18 protein-coding genes are annotated in these 19,147 nt (G+C 67.7%); 8 read left to right on the top strand and 10 right to left on the bottom strand.

Annotated elements, in window-relative coordinates:
* Positions 1-144: 144 nt before the first annotated feature.
* Entirely contained in the window at positions 145-708 is a 564-nt protein-coding gene (locus ACFXOO_RS11180) for a hypothetical protein (protein WP_378842051.1), read from the bottom strand.
* A 123-nt stretch (positions 709-831) separates the two neighbouring features.
* Here ACFXOO_RS11180 and ACFXOO_RS11175 point away from each other — a divergent pair, with 123 nt between their 5' ends.
* The 3 genes from ACFXOO_RS11175 to ACFXOO_RS11165 are packed head-to-tail and all read left to right on the top strand — an operon-like array spanning position 832 to position 3,559.
* Positions 832-1,680, top strand: a complete 849-nt coding sequence (locus tag ACFXOO_RS11175) for a patatin-like phospholipase family protein (protein ID WP_378842053.1) — start codon at positions 832-834, stop codon at positions 1,678-1,680.
* Entirely contained in the window at positions 1,677-2,759 is a 1,083-nt protein-coding gene (locus ACFXOO_RS11170; RefSeq protein WP_378842055.1) for a 1-acyl-sn-glycerol-3-phosphate acyltransferase, read from the top strand. Before ACFXOO_RS11175 ends, ACFXOO_RS11170 begins: the two co-directional genes overlap by 4 nt.
* 35 nt (positions 2,760-2,794) lie before the next feature.
* On the top strand, positions 2,795-3,559 hold the full coding sequence (locus tag ACFXOO_RS11165) for a CPBP family intramembrane glutamic endopeptidase (protein WP_378842057.1): 765 nt from the start codon (positions 2,795-2,797) through the stop codon (positions 3,557-3,559).
* Positions 3,560-3,569: 10 nt separating this feature from the next.
* On the opposite strand, the gene ACFXOO_RS11160 is transcribed toward ACFXOO_RS11165, so the two are convergent.
* From ACFXOO_RS11160 to ACFXOO_RS11140, 5 genes are all read right to left on the bottom strand, one after another.
* On the bottom strand, positions 3,570-4,844 hold the full coding sequence (locus tag ACFXOO_RS11160; protein WP_394563564.1) for an ice-binding family protein: 1,275 nt from the start codon (positions 4,842-4,844) through the stop codon (positions 3,570-3,572).
* 132 nt (positions 4,845-4,976) lie between these two features.
* Positions 4,977-5,942, bottom strand: a complete 966-nt coding sequence (locus tag ACFXOO_RS11155) for an arsenic resistance protein (RefSeq protein WP_394563562.1) — start codon at positions 5,940-5,942, stop codon at positions 4,977-4,979.
* Between the two features lie 58 nt (positions 5,943-6,000).
* A complete protein-coding gene (locus ACFXOO_RS11150; protein WP_394563561.1) occupies positions 6,001-6,801 on the bottom strand; it encodes a DNA-formamidopyrimidine glycosylase family protein in 801 nt (266 codons plus the stop codon).
* A 52-nt stretch (positions 6,802-6,853) separates the two neighbouring features.
* Positions 6,854-7,171, bottom strand: a complete 318-nt coding sequence (locus ACFXOO_RS11145) for a hypothetical protein (protein ID WP_394563559.1) — start codon at positions 7,169-7,171, stop codon at positions 6,854-6,856.
* Positions 7,164-8,486, bottom strand: coding sequence for an MFS transporter (locus tag ACFXOO_RS11140; protein WP_394563557.1), 1,323 nt, complete (start codon positions 8,484-8,486; stop codon positions 7,164-7,166). The genes ACFXOO_RS11145 and ACFXOO_RS11140 overlap by 8 nt, the downstream gene beginning before the upstream one ends.
* Positions 8,487-8,546: 60 nt before the next feature.
* Between ACFXOO_RS11140 and ACFXOO_RS11135 the strand changes: the two genes are divergently transcribed.
* The 4 genes from ACFXOO_RS11135 to ACFXOO_RS11120 all read left to right on the top strand — a co-directional run bounded on the left by ACFXOO_RS11135 (position 8,547) and on the right by ACFXOO_RS11120 (position 12,317).
* Positions 8,547-9,188: a CGNR zinc finger domain-containing protein gene (locus tag ACFXOO_RS11135; RefSeq protein WP_378842069.1), complete on the top strand. Its 642-nt coding sequence runs from the start codon at positions 8,547-8,549 to the stop codon at positions 9,186-9,188.
* Positions 9,189-9,273: 85 nt separating this feature from the next.
* Complete coding sequence (locus tag ACFXOO_RS11130; protein WP_394563555.1) at positions 9,274-10,503, top strand: M23 family metallopeptidase; 1,230 nt, start codon at positions 9,274-9,276, stop codon at positions 10,501-10,503.
* A 39-nt stretch (positions 10,504-10,542) separates the two neighbouring features.
* Positions 10,543-11,622, top strand: a complete 1,080-nt coding sequence (locus tag ACFXOO_RS11125) for a DNA polymerase IV (protein ID WP_378852461.1) — start codon at positions 10,543-10,545, stop codon at positions 11,620-11,622.
* 89 nt (positions 11,623-11,711) lie between these two features.
* Positions 11,712-12,317: a hypothetical protein gene (locus ACFXOO_RS11120; protein WP_394563551.1), complete on the top strand. Its 606-nt coding sequence runs from the start codon at positions 11,712-11,714 to the stop codon at positions 12,315-12,317.
* A 61-nt stretch (positions 12,318-12,378) separates the two neighbouring features.
* On the opposite strand, the gene ACFXOO_RS11115 is transcribed toward ACFXOO_RS11120, so the two are convergent.
* From ACFXOO_RS11115 to ACFXOO_RS11100, 4 genes are read right to left on the bottom strand one after another with little or no spacing between them, the layout of a single operon-like run.
* On the bottom strand, positions 12,379-12,705 hold the full coding sequence (locus tag ACFXOO_RS11115) for a nuclear transport factor 2 family protein (RefSeq protein ID WP_378842077.1): 327 nt from the start codon (positions 12,703-12,705) through the stop codon (positions 12,379-12,381).
* 48 nt (positions 12,706-12,753) lie between these two features.
* Positions 12,754-14,319 carry an amidase family protein gene (locus ACFXOO_RS11110; protein WP_378842079.1) on the bottom strand — a complete coding sequence of 522 codons (1,566 nt, stop codon included), beginning with the start codon at positions 14,317-14,319 and terminating at the stop codon, positions 12,754-12,756.
* Between the two features lie 31 nt (positions 14,320-14,350).
* A complete protein-coding gene (locus ACFXOO_RS11105) occupies positions 14,351-15,937 on the bottom strand; it encodes an amidase family protein (RefSeq protein ID WP_394563548.1) in 1,587 nt (528 codons plus the stop codon).
* A gap of 17 nt (positions 15,938-15,954) precedes the next feature.
* The gene (locus ACFXOO_RS11100; RefSeq protein ID WP_394563546.1) at positions 15,955-17,535 is read right to left on the bottom strand and encodes an amidase family protein; all 1,581 of its coding nucleotides are present in this window, start codon (positions 17,533-17,535) and stop codon (positions 15,955-15,957) included.
* 334 nt (positions 17,536-17,869) lie between these two features.
* Here ACFXOO_RS11100 and ACFXOO_RS11095 point away from each other — a divergent pair, with 334 nt between their 5' ends.
* Positions 17,870-19,126 carry an ABC transporter substrate-binding protein gene (locus tag ACFXOO_RS11095; RefSeq protein WP_394563544.1) on the top strand — a complete coding sequence of 419 codons (1,257 nt, stop codon included), beginning with the start codon at positions 17,870-17,872 and terminating at the stop codon, positions 19,124-19,126.
* Positions 19,127-19,147: the final 21 nt, after the last annotated feature.

The raw sequence follows: 19,147 nt of genomic DNA, 5'->3' as shown, positions 1-19,147 counted from the left end.
GGAACCGGTGGCCCGGGATGCGATGCATCCGTGATGACGAGCCGGCCGTGCCGGAGTACTCCCCTTGGTGGGTTCCGATCTTATTCATTCGAATGCGTGCAACCTGAGAGATCGCCCCATCGAGTGCGTCCGGCGCCCCGTGGCTCACGAGTCCCCGGGGGTGCATCCGGGGGGCTCGGAGTTGCCGCTGATGACGAAGTCGCCGCAGGTGAGGAAATGCTCCTGGTTCACGCCCAGCGCGTACGACCCGATCACCACGCCGAGAACGACGAAGATGATGAGCCACTTGGTGCGCGGAAGCGTTTTGTCGGCGAAGTCCGGCCACATGATCCGCACCAGCACCCAGAGCGTGAAGGGGATGCCGACCAGCACGGCCAGCAGCGCGGCCAGATCGAGCAGGGCTATTCGCAGGTCGGTCGTGTCGTCGTCGGCGACGAAGTTGAGCAGCAGCCACACCGAGGGCAGGAGCAGCACGAGCGCACGCGCAAGACGCGCGCCCACGGGGCGACGCTCGACCAGCACGTAGACCAGCGCCGCGGTCGACGCCGCCCAGAGCGCCAGGATGTCGTCGAAGAAGATCTCCCCCCACGCTCCGAGCGTGAAGGCCGGCCACCACGCGACCACGACCATGCCGACCATGATCACTCCGATGGGCACCTCGCGGCGTCGGCGCTCGTCATCTGATGTCGCATCTCTGAAGTCGCTCACCCTTGCACGCTAACGGCGCTCGCACGCTCGGCGGTAGCGCGCAGACGAGTCGCCTTCGGCCGAAGCCCCTTTCCCCGGGCGTCCACTAGCGTGGCGAAAGGATGTGTCGTGCGAAGGAGCCCTGTGGCTGATCGAGTGGCGTTCGTGCTCGGCGGCGGCGGCCTGCGCGGCGCCGTGCAGATCGGCATGCTGCGGGCGCTCCTGGAGCGGGGGATCACCCCGGACCTGATCGTCGGGACCTCGATCGGTGCCATCAACGGCGCCATCGTCGCGCAGACACCGACGGTGGACGCTCTGGATGATCTCCTAACGGCCTGGATCTCGCCCGAAGCCGCCTCCGTCTACGGGGATTCGTTCGTCACGCAGTTCTCACGGCTGATCCGCACCCGCACGCACCTGAACTCCCCCGCCCCGCTCCGGCGACTGTTCGAGCAGATCCTCGGCGCCGACACACGGTTCGAGGATCTGGCCGTCCCGCTGCTCGTCGTCGCCGCGAGCATCGAGCAGGCCGCCGAGCGCATCTTCGATTCCGGACTGCTGGTGCCTGCGGTTCTCGCGTCCTCCTCGGTGCCGGGCCTCCTGCCGCCGACCAGGATCGGCGACGAGACGTTCATCGACGGCGGCATCGTCAATTCGATCCCCATCAGCCCGGCTCTCGCGGCAGGTGCGACCGTCGTCTACGTGCTGCAGGTCGGTCGTGTCGAACAACCGCTCGCCCCTCCGCGTACGGCGATCCAGACGGCCCAGGTGGCGTTCGAGGTGGCTCGCCGACATCGGTTCGCCCATGATGTGGCGAGCATTCCCGCCGGTGTGAGCCTGCACGTGCTGCCCAGCGGAGGTGCGCTCGAGGGTGACGCGTCCCTGTTGTCGTACCGCCGCGCCGACACCGTGCGCACCCGCATCGACCTCGCCTACCAGGCATCCGTCGACTATCTCGACGGCCTCTCGCAGACCAGGGACGTTCGCGCATGACCCGTCTGCCTCCGGTGTGGGTGCGGCGCGTGCTCCTGGCTCCGCTGGTCGCCGTCGGCGGACCGCTCCTGATCGGATTCACGCCGCTGATCCTGATCGCCTTCGTCATCATCGCGTCGGCCATCCCGCGTCGATTCCGCTGGCCACGTGCTGTGCTGATGCTTCTCGTCTACGTGCTGTGGGACGCCCTGCTGCTCATCGTCCTGTTCGCGCTGTGGATCGGTTCGGGATTCGGCTGGAAGGTGCGCTCCCCGGCCTTCGTGCGGGCCCACTACGCCGTGGCAGCCTTCGCGCTGCGAGCGCTGTTCTGGGTGAGTCGCGGGGTGCTCAAGGTGCGCATCGCGACGGAGGCCGCCGAGGAGACCGGAGCTGGCACCGCCCCTGCGTCGTTCGAGCGGATGTTCCGGCCGGGGCAGCCGCTGGTCGTGGCGAGCAGACACGCCGGCCCCGGGGATTCGTTCATCCTCATGCACGCGCTGCTGAACCACGTGAAGCGGATGCCGCGGGTGGTGGTGAAGGACACGATGCAGTGGGACCCCGCCATCGACGTCCTCCTGAACCGGCTGCCCACCCGTTTCATCACACCGACCGGCTTCGCCGCCCCGCCCGGCGCGGCCCCCCGGACCGGATCTGCACACCCCGCGACCGAGATGATCTCCGACCTCGCCAAGGGACTCGGGCCGGCCGACGCCTTCGTCATCTTCCCCGAGGGCGGCAACTACACCGAGGCACGCCGCACCAGCCGCATCGACCGGCTGCGTCAGGGCGGCAACGAGCCTCTCGCCGCCCGCGCGGAGGCGCTGCAGCATGTGCTCGCTCCGCAGCCCGGCGGACTTTATGCCGCTCTCGATTCGGCCCCCGATGCGGACGTCGTGTTCATCGCCCATTCCGGGCTCGACGAACTCGCCACGGCCGGCGACCTGTGGCGGGCGCTACCGACCGAGAAGCGGATCGTGCTCCACGCCTGGCGGGTGCCGCGCGCAGAGGTGCCCACCGACCGCGAGGACCAGGTGATCTGGCTGTTCGAATGGTTCGCCCGCATCGACGCCTGGGTGGGGGGGCGTTCCTCGCTACCATGATCTCGTCGTCCCCTCGTCACTTAGGAAGGCCACCCATGCGCGTCACCCCTCGACCGTGGATGGCCTTCGTCATCTGGTTCGGCTATTGCGTCGTCATCGTGACGGTGACACTGCTGAGCGGGATCCCCTTCCCTGAGGTCGGGACGACAGCGGATGCCACGTGGCGGGGCGCCGTCATGGATCTCGCGGTCGCCGCCGCGCTGCTCGTCATCGTCACCTCTCTGCTGGGATGGTGGCGCCCCGCCCTCTTCGAGCAGAAACGGGCGCAGCGCACGTGGCCGGTCTTCGTTCCGATCGTCATGGCGATCGCGGCCGTCCTCAACCTGGCGAACACGGACTGGTCGCAGTTCGACACCTCCTTCCTGCTGTCACTGATCGCCCTCGGTGTGCTGGTCGGATTCAGCGAGGAGATGATGGCCCGAGGCCTGGTGCTCACCTCGCTCCGGTCGCGGCTGAGCGAGGGATGGGTGTGGTTCATCTCGAGCGCCCTGTTCGGGCTCATGCACTTGTCGAACGTGATCCTCGGGGCTCCGGTCTCCGCGTCGGTCCTTCAGGCGGTGCTCGCGTTCGCCTCGGGCACCGCGTTCTACATCCTGCGCCGCGTCACGGGCTCGCTGGTCTGGGCGATGGTGCTCCACGGACTGTGGGACGTCTCGGTCTTCGCCGTGGGCCACGCGCCGATCGGCATCCCGCTCGGAGCCGTTCTCGGACCGGTCGTCGGGGTGCTGGCGCTCGCGACCGTCTTCTGGGTCATCAAGGGCACGGACGAGAAGCCCGCCGTCCGAGTTGCGGCGCGCTGACCGGGCGGAATCAGCCGCGGTCGTGACGCAGTGATCTCCGGGTGCGCGGTGCGTCGACGAAGGTATCGCGTCGAAGAGTGGTCGGCGCGACGGTCGGCACCATCGCCGGCGTCGGTCGGCGGCGTGCCGCGAAGACCAGCAGGAGGAGTCCCCCGCCGAGAAGCGTTGCGGCGACGACCGGAGTGAAGCCCACGTCCACGCCGCTGGCCGCCAGGCTCGGACCCTCGGGCACGATCGCCTCTGGTGCGATCACGACGGGAACCTCGGCGACCACGACCGCCGGCGAGATCACGATGCGGTACGCCACCGTGACGTCGGGCAGGATGCCGTTGCTCACGGTGATCTCGACATCGTAGGTGCCTTCCGCCGTGGGCTGACCGGTGATGGCGCCCGTGGCCGAGTCGAGACCGGTACCGGTCGGCAGCGTTCCCCCGGTCACCGCGTACGTCGGAGTGGGCGTGCCCGAAGCAGTGATCGTGTGCGAGTAGCTCTCGCCGATGCGGCCGGCCGGGGGCGCGCTCGACGTGATCTCAGGACTCGACGTGACCGTGCCGGGCGTCGATTCGCACCCGACCGGGGCGGTGATCGTGTTGGTGTCGAGGGTCACGGCGGCGGTGCGGGCGAGCAGTCGTCCCGTCACGGTCGCGCCGGTCTTGGCGCTGACCGACTCGTTGGCCATCACGGTGCCGACGAACTGCGCGCCGGGGTCGAGCGTGGCGGAACTGCCGACCTGCCAGAAGACGTTGCACGCGCTCGCTCCACCGGTGACAGTGATGATGGCGCTCGAGCCGACGGTCAGGGTGGACGCGGCCTGGAAGACCCAGACCGACTGCGCCGTGCCCTCGAGGGTCAGCGCGCCGGTGACCGACAATTCGCCACCCGAGTACACGCCCGGCGTCAGAGACAGTCCCGTCAGGTCTTCCAGTCCGCTCTGTTGGGGCGTCAGGCTGGCCGCCACCCCGTATGCCGTCGTGAGATCGTTCTGGGCCGTGGCGGCCACCGTGTCCGTGGCGTGAATCACGCCGTTGATGACGCCCGGCGGGAAACCGGTGATCGACGTACCCGGGCTCAAACCGACGTCGCCGTTCAGGACCGACAGTCCGGTGTTCGTCACGGTCGACGCTGCCAGCACCGAGAACGGCGCGGCCGTTCCCAAGTCGATGGGGCCGTCGATGGAGGTGGCCGCGGATGCTGCCGACAGCGGCATCACCGCCAGGGCGAGAGCAGCGGAGGCTGTGGCGAGGGTGACGACGACAGAGCGGACACGTGCGGATTGCTGGACCAAAGTTCGATCCCCTTCATTAGGGAGGAACAAGGATTGCGACCGAGAGTCGACAGCAGCTGCGCCTGTTGCCAGTACTAGCACGCCGCGGGTGACTGCAGTCCGTTCTCTCCGAAGCGTGTACCCAACCGTGACCTACGGGTGGCGGATGAGTCGCGGTACGAGCGCGACCATCATCACCATCGCGACGAGCTCGACGAGTGTCTGGGTCACCACCACCAGGGGAGTGAGGGCGAAGGATGATGCCGGGAGCGCCAGGGCGAGCGGGAGGACGACGAGCGAGTTTCGGGTCACCCCGCTGAAGATCACGGCGCGACGGCCGGGGGCGTCCATTCGGATGGCTCCTCCGACCAGCATGCCGAGCACGGCGGCGATCGGGACGAACACGACGAACAGCGGCACCGCCCGCAGCAGTTCAGGCAGGGAGCCGGCGACGGCCGAGATCTGCGAAGCGATCACGATGGCGAGGGTGACCATCATGAGAGGCACCATGACCGCCGTCGATCCCCGTGCGACGCGGCGCCCGACCTCGGCCCGTTCCGCCAGCACCTGGGTGCCCACGGCGAGGACGAGGGGCACCACGATCAGCAGCAGGAACGCGTCGACAAACGGTCGCGCGTCGAATGCCGCCACGACCTCGCCGCCCGCGATCACCCAGAGGAAGAGCGGGAGCAGCGCCACCTGCACCAGCATCAGCAGGGGCGTCGCCGCCAGGAGCCGGTCGCGGGCGCCGCCGGCCAGCCCCGCGAACACGATGACGTAATCGACGCACGGAGTGAGCAGCACCAGGAGTACACCGACGAGGACGGCCTGATCGTCGGTGACGAAACGGGTGAGAACGAAGACCACGGCGGGGACCAGCACGAAGTTCACGACGATCACCGCGCCGAGGAAGCGACCGTCGCGGAACCCGCGGAGCATCGACGGGAAAGGCACGCCGAGGAACGTCGCGTAGAGGAGGAGGCCCAGGGCGGGGGTGATCGCGAGCTCCAGCGGATGCGCCCATGCGGGTGCGATCAGTCCCAGCCCGGCGCCGGCGGCGATCGCGACCAGATAGAGCGCGATCTGATGGCGCTCGCCCCACTCCACCGCTCTGCCCATGCCATCCAGCATGGGCGCTGCGGGCGCCACCCGCTTCATCTGTCGCGGTCGCCGCGGATCATCGACCTTCGGGCTGACACGACGGGCACCACCAGGTGCGCCGCTGCTCGGGATCGAGGGGCCGCTCCGCGCGCACCCGGATGACCGTGCCGCATCGCAGACACGGCCGACCCGCGCGGCCGACGACCCAGTGCGATGAGCCCTTACCGGATCGGCCGGTCGTCACCTGGTAGAGACCCGGCGTGGTGGCCGACAGGCGCAGCGCCCGCGCAGCCGTGCCGACCAGGGGATCGAGGTCGACCTCGCCGATCGGCCGGAACGGGTGGATGCCGCGTAGGAACGCCACCTCGTTGACCCACAGGTTTCCGAGACCCGCCATGTTCCGCTGATCGAGGAGCGCGGCGACGAGCGGGCGGGTGGGATCCTCTGCCAGCCTGCGCACGGCCTCTTCCGCGTCCCAATCGGATCGGAGCGGATCGGGTCCGAGATGACCGATCACATCGGACTCGCTCGCGGTCGGAACGCGTTCGACGACGGGAAGGTCGATTCCCCACAGAGTGACCCCGCTCGTCAGCTGCAGGCGCACCCGCACGGAGGGCTGAACGGCACGCGGGAGGGCCTTGCCGCGGCCCGTGATGCTCCAGCTGCCCTGCATCCGCAGATGCGTGTGCACCGTGGTGGCGTCGCTCAGCCGCATCAGCAGGTGCTTGCCGTGCGTCGCGTACTCCTCTATCCGCAGCCCGGCCAGTGAAGCGCCCGCGGCATTGCCCGAGCGGAGTTCTCCGGCGACGACGACCGCGCCGTCGGACGCACGGCGCAGCCGCTCCGCGAGGCGATACACACTGTCGCCTTCGGGCATACCGTGATCGTAAGCGTGGCCGCCGACACGGTGGCGCCCGTCTGCGCAGGCCTCAGCCGTGCCGCTCGTAATGGCGCACGCGCTCGTCTCGAGTCAGGAGGAATCGGTCGTCTTCGGGATAGAAGACCGCGGTGTCGACGTCCTCCCCCGCGAACGCCGCAACCGCTTCGAACGATCGCCATCGTGACACCGTGGTGATCTCCGTGGTGCCGTCGCCGACGTCTCGCGTCAGCAGCCAGGCATCGAGATTGCCCGGCGTCCGCCGGTACTGCGCCATCCCGGTGCGCTCGACATACTCCGCGTACACATCTCGATCCCGGGTGCGCACGGTGCCCGACCACATGCGGACCACCTCGTGATGATCATTCATGAACTGCTCCTGTCTGTGAGAGTGAGGCATCCGTCGCCCCCGTCGTCGGCGCTCGATCGAGGGCGATGTCATCGAGCCGCCGCACCGTGCGCAGGGGTGACAGCGCAACCCAGGCGATCGTCGACAAGCAGAGGACGGCGCCGACGAGGATGCCGAGACGGGCGCCCAGGACGTCGCCGACCAGCCCGCCGGCGAGGGCTCCCAGGGGAATGGTGCCGTAGGTCACGCAGCGCATCGTCGCATTGACGCGGCCCAGGAGCTCGTTCGGGGTTCGCAGCTGCCGGATCGTGATCAGCAGGACGCTGGAGAGCGCGGTGCCCATGCCGTTGACCGCCATGAGGACCGAGAGGACCGCGACGCTGGCGGACGCTTCCCACGCAGGATCCACGACGGGGATCAGCAGCAGGGCAGCGCACTCGACCGTCGCGCACATCACCATCACCGCTCCGACCCGCGATGAGAGCCGTGACGCCAGCGAGGCGCCGGCGAGCGCTCCCACCGCTCCGGCGGAGAAGACGATGCCGACCTGAGCGGCAGATAGGCCGAGCTCCCGGACCGCGTAGAGGGTGAGCAGGAGGGTGACCCACTGTGCGAAGGGGTTGTAGATGGCCGAGAAGCCGACGTTCGCCCGGAGGAACGGATCGCGCATGACGTGCCGAGCGCCCGCCCGCAGTTCGGAGAGGAAGTTGCGCCGATCGGCGATCGGCGCGACCTCGCTCGAACGCATCGCGATGAGCGCCACCGCAGACAGCACATAGGTGACGGCGTTGACCGCGAGCGTCGCCGTGACTCCGAAGACCTGCAGCAGCAGCCCGCCGAGTCCGGGACCCCCCACCTCGCCGGCAGCCGCCGTGGCCTGGATCCGCGAGTTCGCGACCCCGAGCCGTTCCCGCGGTACGAGAGCGGGGATCGCTGACTGATGACCGATCTCGTAGACGACGGTGAAGGTGCCCAGCACGATCACCGCCACCAGGAGCATCGGAAATCCCAGCACGCCGGTCGCGGCGGCAACAACGAGTCCGATCGTGAGGATGCCGCGGCTGAGCTCGGAGACGATCAGCATCGTCCGCCGCCGGTGCCGGTCGATCACCACGCCGAGCGGGAGCGAGAGAAGGAGGAACGGGAGCCACTGAGCGGCGCCGAGCACGCCGAGATCTATGGATGAGACATGCAGAACCGAGACGGCGATCAACGGGACGGCGAATTCCCTGATCTGGTCGCCGGTCACCGACGCTCCCTGCGCGAACCAGAACAGCCTGAAGTCGCGACGCCACCCGCGAGGCGGGCTGCTTGTAACGCGTAATCGGTTGTTCATGCATTAGACCTTCGCGCATCTCTAATGCGATAGCAAGTCGTAGACCATTAGACTGATGACATGGATGGCGAGGCGGAGACGGCGGGGAAGGCCGGCCATCGACGCGAGTTCTCCCGGATCGCCGGGCACCGCGCCCTCGACTTCGTCAACACGGTCGAGTGGCGGCTTTCGCCGTCTCGATTCGAGGAGGACCTCAACGAGTACGCCGATGTCCTCCGGTGGTCGACGCAGCTCGATCTGATCGGCGAGCGTGACGCCGACGACCTGCGGCGTGCTGCGGAGGCCTCCGTGGCTCCGTCATCCGGACCCGGTACCGGCGCCGATCCTGGAGCGGAGACGGCCCGTGTGCGACGACTTCGTGAGGCGATCTATCGCGTCCTGTACGCGGCCGCCGACCCGGAGCCGATCATCGCCGAGTACCGGGAGGCGCTCGACCGCGGACGCCTCGAGTGGGTCGGCGGGCGCTGGTCCTGGCAGTTCCCGATCGACCTGGCACTGCCCCGTCGGCGGATCGCGCTGGAGGCGTTCGATCTCCTGTCCCGCGACGATCTCGCGCAGCTCGCGCAGTGTCAGGACGCCGACTGCGGATGGGTGTTCCTCGATACCTCCCCCCGGCACAATCGACGTTGGTGCGTCTCGGCGGACTGCGGGAACCGCAACCGGGTGCGGGAGTTCTACGAGCGGACGAAGTCGACCACCTGAGAACGTGACCCAGGTCCCGCAGACCTGAGCATTCACGGGGCGACCGGACCTTCTCCGTGGAGTTCGCCGGTGTCATACTCATCGCATGCGCAGCCTCCCCGCCGCGGCCGCGCTCGCCGCGGCATCCGTTCTCCTCGTCGCGTGCACGGCCTCCACTCCGCCGCCGACGTCCACGGTGTCGGCGGCCGGTTCCGTCGCCGATGTGCCCGACGACCGCTTCACCCCCGTGATCGGCGAGGTGATAAGCGTTCCCCGGGGCGTTCCCACGACCGACGGTCGCGTGCACATCGCCTACGAGCTTCATCTCCGCAACGTGACGAGTCAGACCGCCACGATCGCCTCGGTCGACGTGCTCGATCAAACCGGATCGTCACTCGAGCGTCTCGATGGGGACGACGTCCTGCCGTGGGTGCATGTCTCCGGTGCCACCGCGGCGACGAGGACCCTCGGGCCCGGCCAGGGGGCGCTGGTGTGGCTCGACGTCGTCGTCGATTCGATGGACGCGCTGCCCACGACGCTCGCACACGTTGTGACGCTCCGGTTCGACCCCGGCGCGCTGCCGATCATTCCGAACGAGATGACCGAGCGTCTGGCGGTGACGACGGTGGATGCCGCGCCGGCGGTCGTCATCGGCCCGCCGCTGGAAGGAGCCGGCTGGTTGAACGGGAACAGCTGCTGCACGGTCACCCCGCACCGGGCGGCCGTCAATCCGATCAACGGATCGCTGCACGCACCGGAGCGGTACGCCATCGACTACGTCAGACTCGATGATGAGGGTTCTTTCCGTGACGGACCGGCGGATGACCTGAGCAGCTATCCGTACTACGGCGCGAGCATCCTCGCCGTCGGGGACGGACCGATCGTGTCGATGCGGTTCGATCTCCCCGAGCAGACGCCCGGCGCGAATCCCTCCGGCCTGACCCTCGACGAGTACGGCGGCAATCACATCGTGCAGGATCTCGGGAACGGCGTGTACGCGTTCTACGCCCACCTGCAGACCGGCAATCCCGTTCAGGTGGAGGTCGGTCAGCAGTTGAAGAAGGGGGAGGAGATCGCCCTGCTCGGCAACACCGGCAACACCGACTCGCCCCACTTGCACTTCCACCTCATGGACTCCCCCAGTCCCCTCGGGTCGAACGGCATCCCCTTCGTGTACGACTCCTTCACCCTGCAGGGATCCATCACCGCCGACGACCTCGATGCCGGCATCGACGAGGGCGGCCCCTTCACCATCGACTCCGGCGACGCGGGATCGGAGACGGACCTGTATCCGATCTGGCTGAGCGTGACAGATTATCCGACGCCGGCGAAGTGATCCCGACCTCCCGTGGATGCCGTCCACCAGACTGAAGGCATGAGCGACGAAACCCGCCGGTGGGTGCTGCACGTCGACATGGACCAGTTCATCGCGGCCGTCGAGGTTCTTCGGCATCCTGAGCTGGCGGGCCTTCCGCTCATCGTCGGCGGGCGAGGGGATCCGACCGAGCGCGCCGTCGTCTCCACGGCGTCCTACGAGGCGAGGAAGTTCGGTGTCGGGTCGGGAATGCCGCTGAGGATCGCCGCGCGCAAGGCGCCGGACGCGGTGATCCTCCCGGTCGATGCCCCGGCGTACACGGCCGTGTCGATTGACGTGATGGAAACCCTGCGCGAGCAGCCCGGAGCTGTCGTGCAGGTACTCGGGTGGGACGAGGCGTTCGTCGGGATCGAGGCATCCGATCCCGAATCGTATGCGGCACATCTTCAGAGCGCGGTGCTCGCACGAACCTCGCTGCACTGCAGCGTGGGCATCGGCGACACCCTGGTGAGGGCGAAAGTGGCGACCGGTTTCGGAAAGCCTCGAGGCTCCTTCCGCCTGACCGCGTCGAACTGGCTCGAGGTGATGGGACCACGCCCGACGATCGAGCTGTGGGGCGTCGGCACCAAGATCTCGCGGCGACTCGAAGGCCTCGGCGTCCGCACCATCGCAGAGTTGGCCGCCGCCGACGACGCGAAGCTCGCGGGGGAGTTCGGCCCGCGAATGGGTCCGTGGTACGCCCAACTGGGGCGTGGCGAGGGCTCGTCGGTCGTCGATGACACTCCCTGGGTGGCCCGCGGACACGCGCACGAGACGACGTTCCCGCGGGACCTGACGACACCGGAGCAGATCGACGACGCGATCCGCGATCTGCTCTCGCAGGTGCTCGCCGATGTGGCCGCCGAGGGGCGACCCGTCGTCGGCCTCGCGCTGAAGGTTCGCTACGCCCCGTTCTCCACCAAGACCTTCACGAAGAAAGTGCCGCCCACGGATGACGGGCGGGAGGTGCTCGCCCACGTGATGGCGCTCGTGGCGAAGATGGAGCCCGACCGGCCCGTCCGCCTCCTCGGTGTGCGCGCCGAGATGGCGATGCCCGACGACGCCCGCGAGGGGCACACGCCGACGCGCGGGGGGTGGTGACGCCGCGCGATCGCCCCGCGCGTGTCGGCGAACCCCATCGTCACGCATGCCTCGGAGCAGGGCACCTCGGCCCGTGCGAGCATGGGGCCGTGAAACCGTACTCAGACTTCGCGCCGCGCCGAACCCGGCAGGTCCTCGCCGATGTGATCGCCCTCGTGCTCATCGCCTGCTGGATCTGGCTGGGGGTCGCGGTTCACGCGCTGATCAGCGACCTGGCGGCGTACGGCGAGCAGATCGAGGACGCCGGGGCGGACTTCCGCCAGAGCATGACCGAGGTGGGCGAGACCCTCGGCGGTGTTCCGCTCATCGGTCAGGGCATCCGGGCGCCGTTCACCGGGGCGAGCGACGCGGGCGGGGTGCTCGAGGCAGCGGGTCGGAGTCAGCAGGAGTTGGTCGACCAGCTGGCGGTCACGCTCGGCGTCGGCATCGCGACCCTGCCCGTCATCATGATCCTCGTGGTCTGGCTGGTGCCGCGACTCCGTTTCGCCGTGCGCGCCGGTCGCGCGCGGTCGATGGTCCGCGCCGGGGTGGGCATCGATCTCCTGGCCCTCCGTGCGCTGACCAACCTGAAGATCTCGACGATCGCCCGGGTCGACCGCGATGCCATGGGCGCCTGGCGTCGGGGCGACGAGGTCGTCATGCGCGCGCTGGCGGCGCAGGAGCTCGAGCGTTCAGGCATCCGTCTGAGTCGGTGAGTCCCGCGCGAACCCTGTCGCGGCGACCGGCGGTTCGTGTCGGCAACGCGCCCGGCGCGCGTCAGTCGGGGACGATCACGACCGTCTCGATGAGATCGCCGCGCAGGGTGAAGCGGAACGGGCTGGTGCCGTTGAACCCCGCACCGGTCACCGTCAGATGCACCAGGTAGGTGTCGGGTCCGTCTTCCGCGATGTCGACGAGCTCGAAATGGGACTGCTTGCCGATGTTGTCGGTGCGATCCCACTCCCGGATGCCGCGGTGGCCCCGCGCCACACGGCCCCAGTCGTCGAGCGACCCGTCTTCCGCGAAGGCCGCGACGAAGGCGTCGGAGTCTCCGGCATTCGTCGCATCGATGAAGGCGGAGATGGGGGCGGGGATGTCGGTCATGCCCCGATCCTTCCGGGTGGGCGCGGCCGCGTCCAGGCTCGGGTCCGCTCAGCGTGCGGGCAACCACCCGTAGTTCAATTCGTAAGTCTTCGCTATCGATAGCAGCCGGTCATCTTCGAAGTGCTTCGCGACGAGCATGACCCCGACGGGTAGGCCCTCGTACTCCGCCGCCGGCATGGAGAGGGCGGGATGCCCTGTCACGTTGTGGATCGGAGTGTTGCCCGTCATCGTCCATCCGCGGCGACCGACTTGTGCGCGAGTGGCGTCCGGGTCGATCTTGTGCGCATAATGCGTCGCTGTCGGCATCGCGACGACGTCGACATCCGCCAGAGCTGCGTCGTAGGCCGCCCGCAGCACCACGGTCGCGTTCCGAGCCTCCCCGTAAACAGCGCCGTCGAAGCGGTCTTTGACGAGTTCACCCGCGGTCACCATCGCCTGATAGGTAATGGGGGCCAAAGCCCCACGCTCCTTGAAGCCGCGCGACATCGCCTGCGCGAACTCGGGGTTGTACGTGCCCGTCCAGTTGTGCGCCTCACCGTTGGACCAGTGGTTGGCCGCAATGCCCTCGATGAGCGCGGCGAACATGACGTCGCCGGCCAGCACCTGCTCGGGAATCGAGATGTCGACAACCTCCGCCCCCAGGTCGGCGAGACGGCCGATGGCTTCGAGGAACGCCGAGACTGTCTCGGCGCGACCCTCGTGTCCGTCGTCCTCGATCTGCAGGGCCTCGGCCACAATGCCGATGCGAACGCCGTCCAGTCGGGTCGGCGCCCCAGCGACTGCCGCTGCGAAGTCGATGACAGGCTGGTCGACCGCCTGACGCGGGTCCGAGGGATCCGGTCCCTCCATGACATCCATCATCAGCGCCATGTCTTGGACGTTCTGGGTCATCGGACCCGCGTGGTCCACCGAACGGTCGAGCGACGCGATGCCGGTGTACGGCACGAGACCGAAGGTCGGCTTCAGGCCCAGGTAACCGCACCACGCGGCCGGCAGCCGCACCGACCCGCCCTGGTCGGTGCCGATGGCGATGTCCACACCGTCATACGACAGGGATGCAGCGGAACCGCCGGACGAGCCGGACGCCGCACGCGTGGGGTCGAACGGATTTCGCACCGGCCCGAACGCGCTCGTTTCGCCGCCGCCGGAAAGCGCCAGGTTCTCGAGGTTGGTCATCGCGACGATCGTCGCGCCCGCGGCGAGGAGGCGCGCGATCACCACAGCGTCTTTCGACGGTGCGTAACCGGAGGGGATCTCGGAGCCCAAGGTCATCGGCACCCCGGCGACGGAGAACAGGTCCTTCACCGCGAGGCGCTTGCCCGCGAGAGGGCCTTGGGCCGCGCCCTTCACATCGACCCAGCGGACTACCGCGTTCAGCGGATCGTCCTCGCGGGTGGCGAGCCGACCGGGTTGCCGCGGTGCGATCGTTTCACCGACGGGTGCGGCGAGGAGCTCGGAATTGGCCCGGAATCGCTCGACGCTCTCGTACACGAACCCGACGAGCTCGTGGAGCTCGTCGATGTCGATCTCCTGGACGGGGAAACCGGCGCGTGCGGCGTAGTCGACGATGTCGTCTCGGGTGACAGGGGCGGTGGATGTCGCTACAGTTGTCATCTTTTCCTCCATAAGGTCATGCGGGTGCGGTTCACAGTGCGGGCCTTACGACGTCGTACACAGGCGGGTCGGCAGGCAACCATCCCCGGGACATCTCCCATGTGCGCGCGTAGGCGATGAGTTCGTGATCGTGGAAGTGCTTGCCGACGATCATGATTCCGAGCGGCATTCCATCCACTTCCGCAGCCGGAATCGACAGAGCCGGGTGACCGGTGGCATTGTGCGTGGCGGTGTCGATCGCCATCGAGAACGAGTGCACCTGGGTGTCGTACATGGATGCCTCGGGGGTGCGGAGCATCGCGGTGGTGGGCGTCGTGGGCATGACGATCGCGTCGACGTGCTGCAGCGCGGCGTCGTACGCGGCCCGCACGGCCGGGATGGCATTCTGCGCCTGGGCGTAGACGGTGCCGTAGTAGCGCTGGCGCAAGAGTTCCCCCAGCGCTGCCGACACCCGGTAGGCGGGCGGCATCTCCGCACCGAAGGCCGCCAGACCCTTACCCACGGCGAGTCTGGTCTCGACCGAGTGCGCACCCGCCCAGTGGTAGCCGTCGCCGAACGACGCGAGGGTCGTCGCTACGGACTCGACCATCGCCCCGAAGATGATGGATCCGCCGACCAGATGCTCCGGGATCGAGATCTCGATCACTGTGGCGCCGAGGTCCTCGAGCCCCGACACGGTGTCGTGGAAGGCGGCGAGCGCGGCCTCACGCTCCGGCGTACCGTCGGAGTAGTCGATCGCCTCCTTGAGAACACCGAAGGTGACACCGTCGAAGCGGGTCGGTGCAGTGGCCCACGCATCGACGAACGGAAGATCAGGCGTGCCGGCGACCTGGCGGGGGTCACCGATCGACCGCCCCGAAACCGCGGACATGGCGAGCGCCAGATCCTCGGTGTTGCGCGTCATCGGTCCGACATGATCGAACGTGAATTCATGGGAAGCGATGCCCTGGTACGGAACGAGGGCATGCGTGGGTTTGAGGCCGAGCACCCCGCACCACGATGCGGGGAGGCGGATGGACCCGCCCTGGTCGGTCCCGAAAGTGATGTCGATGCCGTCATAGAAGAGGGCCGCCCCCGAGCCTCCGGAAGAGCCGCCGGTCGAACGCGCAGGGTCCCACGGATTCTCGACGGCCCCCCACCGGCCCGATTCGCTACCGCCGCCCCACGCCATACCCTCCAGGTTGGTCATCGCGACGATCTGCGCTCCGGCTTCGAGTAGCCGTCGTGTGACCGGGGCATCCTCGCGCGGGACGAAGCCGTCGAAGATTTTATTGGCGGCGCTCAGTGGCACGCCGGCGACACTGATGAGGTCTTTGAGGCCGATCCGCTTGCCAGCCAGCAGATCGCTGGTGACGGCATCCGCGACCGCTTCCACATCGACCCACCGCACGATCGCGTTGAGCGGGTCGGTATCCACCGCAGCCTCAGGGCCGGAGACACGCACGGCGCGGACCGCGTCGAGCGAGGGTTGAAGGGGGGCAGCCACGATGAGAAACTCGTCGACCTGCGCCGCCATCCACTCCGCCAGCCGGGTGATGTCGACTCGCTCGAAATCTCCGAAATCGGTGCCGATACGCTGAGCCGCGGCGCGGAGTTCGTCGTACTCGAATTCGATCATGTTCGTCCGTCCTTCTTTCAGTCTTTGCCGGACCGGAACACCGGCGCGTTCGCGGGAAGCCAGCCATAAGCCTTCTCCCAGGTGCGGGCAAGGGCGATCAGACGGGCATCGTCGAAGAAGCGCCCAACGAACGTCACACCCAACGGGAGGCCCTCCGACTCCGCCCCCGGGAGCGAGAGGGCAGGGTGACCAGTGGCGTTGTGCGCGGGCGTGTCCTGTGTCATCGAAAAGCTCCGACGGTGCATCTCGTAGACGGATGCCTCGGGCTTGAGCCGCATCGCCGGAGTTCGTGTCGTCGCCATCAACACGACGTCCACTTCCTCGAACGCGCGATCGTAAGCGGCTCGCAGGACGGGGATGACGGTCTGGGCGGTCGCGTACACCGTGCCGAAGTATTTCGATCGCAGGTGCTCGCCGAGAACGGCGGCCGTCTTGTAGGCCGCCTGCAGCTCGTCACCGTGCGCGAGCAGGCCCTTGCCTACGGCGCGACGGACGTCCACCGAATGACCGCCACCGCGGTGGTATCCCTCGCCGTTGCCGTGGAGGGTTGCCGCTACGCCTTCCAGCATCGCTCCGAAGAGGATCGAAGCCGCCATGTCATGCTCCGGAATCGAGACCTCGACGACCTCGCCGCCGAGCGCCCGGATCTTCTCGACCGCGTCGGCGAACCCTGCGAGCGCGGCCTCGCGCTCAGGCGTGCCGTCAGATGCGAGTGCCTCGGTCAACAGCCCGAATCTCACGCCTTCGTAGGTGTCCGGGGCATCGGCCCAAGCCTGTACGAAAGGAAGATCGGCGGGCGTCGCAGAATCCTGGCGCACGTCGCTGATGTGCGGACCTGAGATCGCCGCCATTGCGAGCGCCATGTTCTCGGTCGTCCGCGTCATAGGCCCGACATGGTCGAAGGTGAGGTCGTGGGACGCGATCCCCGTGTAGGGGACGAGCGAATGCGTCGGCTTGAGGCCGAGCACTCCGCACCACGACGCCGGCAGGCGGACGGACCCTCCTTGATCTGTACCGAACGTGATGTCGATCCCGTCGTAGAAGAGCGATGCCGCCGATCCGCCGGACGAGCCGGATGTGGACCGAGTGAGGTCGAATGGGTTCAGGGTTGCGCCGTAGATGCCCGACTCGCCTCCGCCCCCGAACGCAACGCCCTCCATGTTCGTCATGGCGACGATGTGCCCTCCAGCACGCAGCACGCGTTCCGTGACCACAGCATCCTCCCGAGGAACGAAGCCCTCCAACAGCAGAGAGGCCGCGCTGATCGGGATGCCGGCCACGGCAATCAGGTCCTTCATGCCGATCTTCTTGCCGGCGAGCAGATCGCTCTGGACTTCGCTCGCGACGGCGACCACGTCGACCCAGCGGACGATCGCATTCAGCGGGTCCTCCGCGTGAGCCGGCGTGGCTCCCGAAACGCGGACCGCGGGCACAGCTGAGGGCGCGGGGACGAGGGCGCGGCTCACCTCGAGGAATTCATCGATGGTGGAGGCCATCCACTCTGCGAGCTGTACGACGTCGTCGCGCTCGTAGTCGTGGATGTGGGTGCCGACGCGATGCGCAGAGTTCTGCAGGTCATCGAAGTCGAACTGGATCATGGTGTCTTCTCTCTCGATATGGTCAGGACCCTGAGCGGGAGCTCCCTATCAATTGGTAGCACCGAATGCAGTTCACTGGGTGTCTGGCCCGTTGCTCTCGTATTAGGGGCATGTAACCGAGCACACGCCTTGCGCGCATGATTTTGCCTCGCAAATACCTGATCAAAAGTAAAAACATCGCTCACAGGCCTCGTTTCGTGTTTGTAAAGTCTTCCAATTCGTTTGCATACGACCCCTGTGTGTGCCCCAATCTGGACCTACCAATTTGCTCCACAGACCCAATGGCGGCTGCACCCGGCGGACGCCACCCATTCCCGCACCAGGAGGATCCACAATGAGAACTTCTTCGGCAACATCACGGCGGCGCGTCGCCCTCGCCTCCCTCACCGTGCTCTCGATCGCCGCGGCGACTGGATGTGCGGCCACCCGCGAGGCCACTCCGGCGGCGCTCTCGTCCGCGGGCGCTGCTCGGACATCCTGCGACGAGAGCGGCAATTCGCAGGGCATCACCGCGACCACGATCAAGCTCGGATCCTTCACGCCGCTGACCGGTCCGGTCGCGGACCCAGGTACCAGCGGCCTCGCGGGCCTCCAGTACGCCATCGACGAAGCGAACGCGGCAGGTGGCATCGACGGCCATCAGGTCGAGCTCGTCGTCGAGGACGATCAGTACGACGCATCCGTCGCGTTGCAGGCGGCACGACGACTCAATGAGAGCGACGAGGTGTTCGCTTTCGCCGGCGGCATCGGCACGCCGAACTTCGTGGGCGTCCTGCCCTATATCAAGGAGAACGCGATCCCTGCGGTCGGTCCGTATGCACCCTCCAACCAGGTCGGCGTGATGGAGAACCCCGACGTCTTCATGATCTGGCCCAACTTCATCGACGAGTTCGACGTCGCCGTGTCGTGGATGATGGAGAACGAGCCGGTTGAGTCGATTTCGCTCGTCCAGCAGGTCGGCGACGTGGGTGACGACGCTCTCGCGGGTATCGAGAAAGCGCTCGACGGCACTGGCGTCGACCTGACCACGATTCAGACCGTCGAGCCCACCACCACCGACTTCTCCGCCATCGCTCAGGCGCTCCGCAATGCGGACACCGAGATGGTCATGTTCATCGCCGGACCCGTCGTCGTAGGCCAGGTCATCCAGGCAATGGCCCAGATCGGCTACACGCCGCGTCTTCTCGGACAATCAGACATGACGGACGAGTCCTGGCTGAGCGAGTTCGGCGGCATCGGCGAGGGCATGATCGTCGCGACCAAGGTCGCTCCGTTCGGATCGGAAGACCCGCTCGTTCAGCAGTTCGTGGATGAGTGGACCGCCTCCGAGGGCTCGGCTCCCAGTATGTGGAATGCCGCAGGCTACACACAGGGCCTCGTGACCCTCGAGGCGCTCCGCACCGCTCCCGCCTTGACGCGCGACTGCTTCGAGTACGCGCTTGAGACGATGTCGGGCTTCGAGACCGGGCTCATCCCGCCAGTCTCGTTCTCGTTCGATTCGCGTCAGGGTACGAACGCGGTGGGCGTGGCGAAGATCGAGGACAGCAAGGTCGTTCAGGTCGCCCCGTTCCAGCTCGTTTCAGGCGAGTGACCTGAGCTACCAGGAGAAAGT

It is taken from the genome of Microbacterium sp. P03 (assembly GCF_043556235.1).
GTDB lineage: Bacteria > Actinomycetota > Actinomycetes > Actinomycetales > Microbacteriaceae > Microbacterium.
Note: the sequence above shows the minus strand (reverse complement) of the source record. Positions and strands in the feature narration are given on the sequence as shown.

What these genes read in the sequence shown, in the direction of transcription:
- ACFXOO_RS11165 (WP_378842057.1), top strand. Translation starts at nt 2,795, where the DNA reads ATGCGCGTCACCCCTCGACCGTGGATGGCCTTCGTCATCTGGTTCGGC.
- ACFXOO_RS11150 (WP_394563561.1), bottom strand. Translation starts at nt 6,801, where the DNA reads ATGCCCGAAGGCGACAGTGTGTATCGCCTCGCGGAGCGGCTGCGCCGT.
- ACFXOO_RS11095 (WP_394563544.1), top strand. Translation starts at nt 17,870, where the DNA reads ATGAGAACTTCTTCGGCAACATCACGGCGGCGCGTCGCCCTCGCCTCC.
- ACFXOO_RS11140 (WP_394563557.1), bottom strand. Translation starts at nt 8,486, where the DNA reads ATGAACAACCGATTACGCGTTACAAGCAGCCCGCCTCGCGGGTGGCGT.
- ACFXOO_RS11105 (WP_394563548.1), bottom strand. Translation starts at nt 15,937, where the DNA reads ATGATCGAATTCGAGTACGACGAACTCCGCGCCGCGGCTCAGCGTATC.
- ACFXOO_RS11125 (WP_378852461.1), top strand. Translation starts at nt 10,543, where the DNA reads ATGAGCGACGAAACCCGCCGGTGGGTGCTGCACGTCGACATGGACCAG.
- ACFXOO_RS11170 (WP_378842055.1), top strand. Translation starts at nt 1,677, where the DNA reads ATGACCCGTCTGCCTCCGGTGTGGGTGCGGCGCGTGCTCCTGGCTCCG.
- ACFXOO_RS11130 (WP_394563555.1), top strand. Translation starts at nt 9,274, where the DNA reads ATGCGCAGCCTCCCCGCCGCGGCCGCGCTCGCCGCGGCATCCGTTCTC.
- ACFXOO_RS11110 (WP_378842079.1), bottom strand. Translation starts at nt 14,319, where the DNA reads ATGACAACTGTAGCGACATCCACCGCCCCTGTCACCCGAGACGACATC.
- ACFXOO_RS11145 (WP_394563559.1), bottom strand. Translation starts at nt 7,171, where the DNA reads ATGAATGATCATCACGAGGTGGTCCGCATGTGGTCGGGCACCGTGCGC.
- ACFXOO_RS11115 (WP_378842077.1), bottom strand. Translation starts at nt 12,705, where the DNA reads ATGACCGACATCCCCGCCCCCATCTCCGCCTTCATCGATGCGACGAAT.
- ACFXOO_RS11155 (WP_394563562.1), bottom strand. Translation starts at nt 5,942, where the DNA reads ATGGGCAGAGCGGTGGAGTGGGGCGAGCGCCATCAGATCGCGCTCTAT.
- ACFXOO_RS11100 (WP_394563546.1), bottom strand. Translation starts at nt 17,535, where the DNA reads ATGATCCAGTTCGACTTCGATGACCTGCAGAACTCTGCGCATCGCGTC.
- ACFXOO_RS11135 (WP_378842069.1), top strand. Translation starts at nt 8,547, where the DNA reads ATGGATGGCGAGGCGGAGACGGCGGGGAAGGCCGGCCATCGACGCGAG.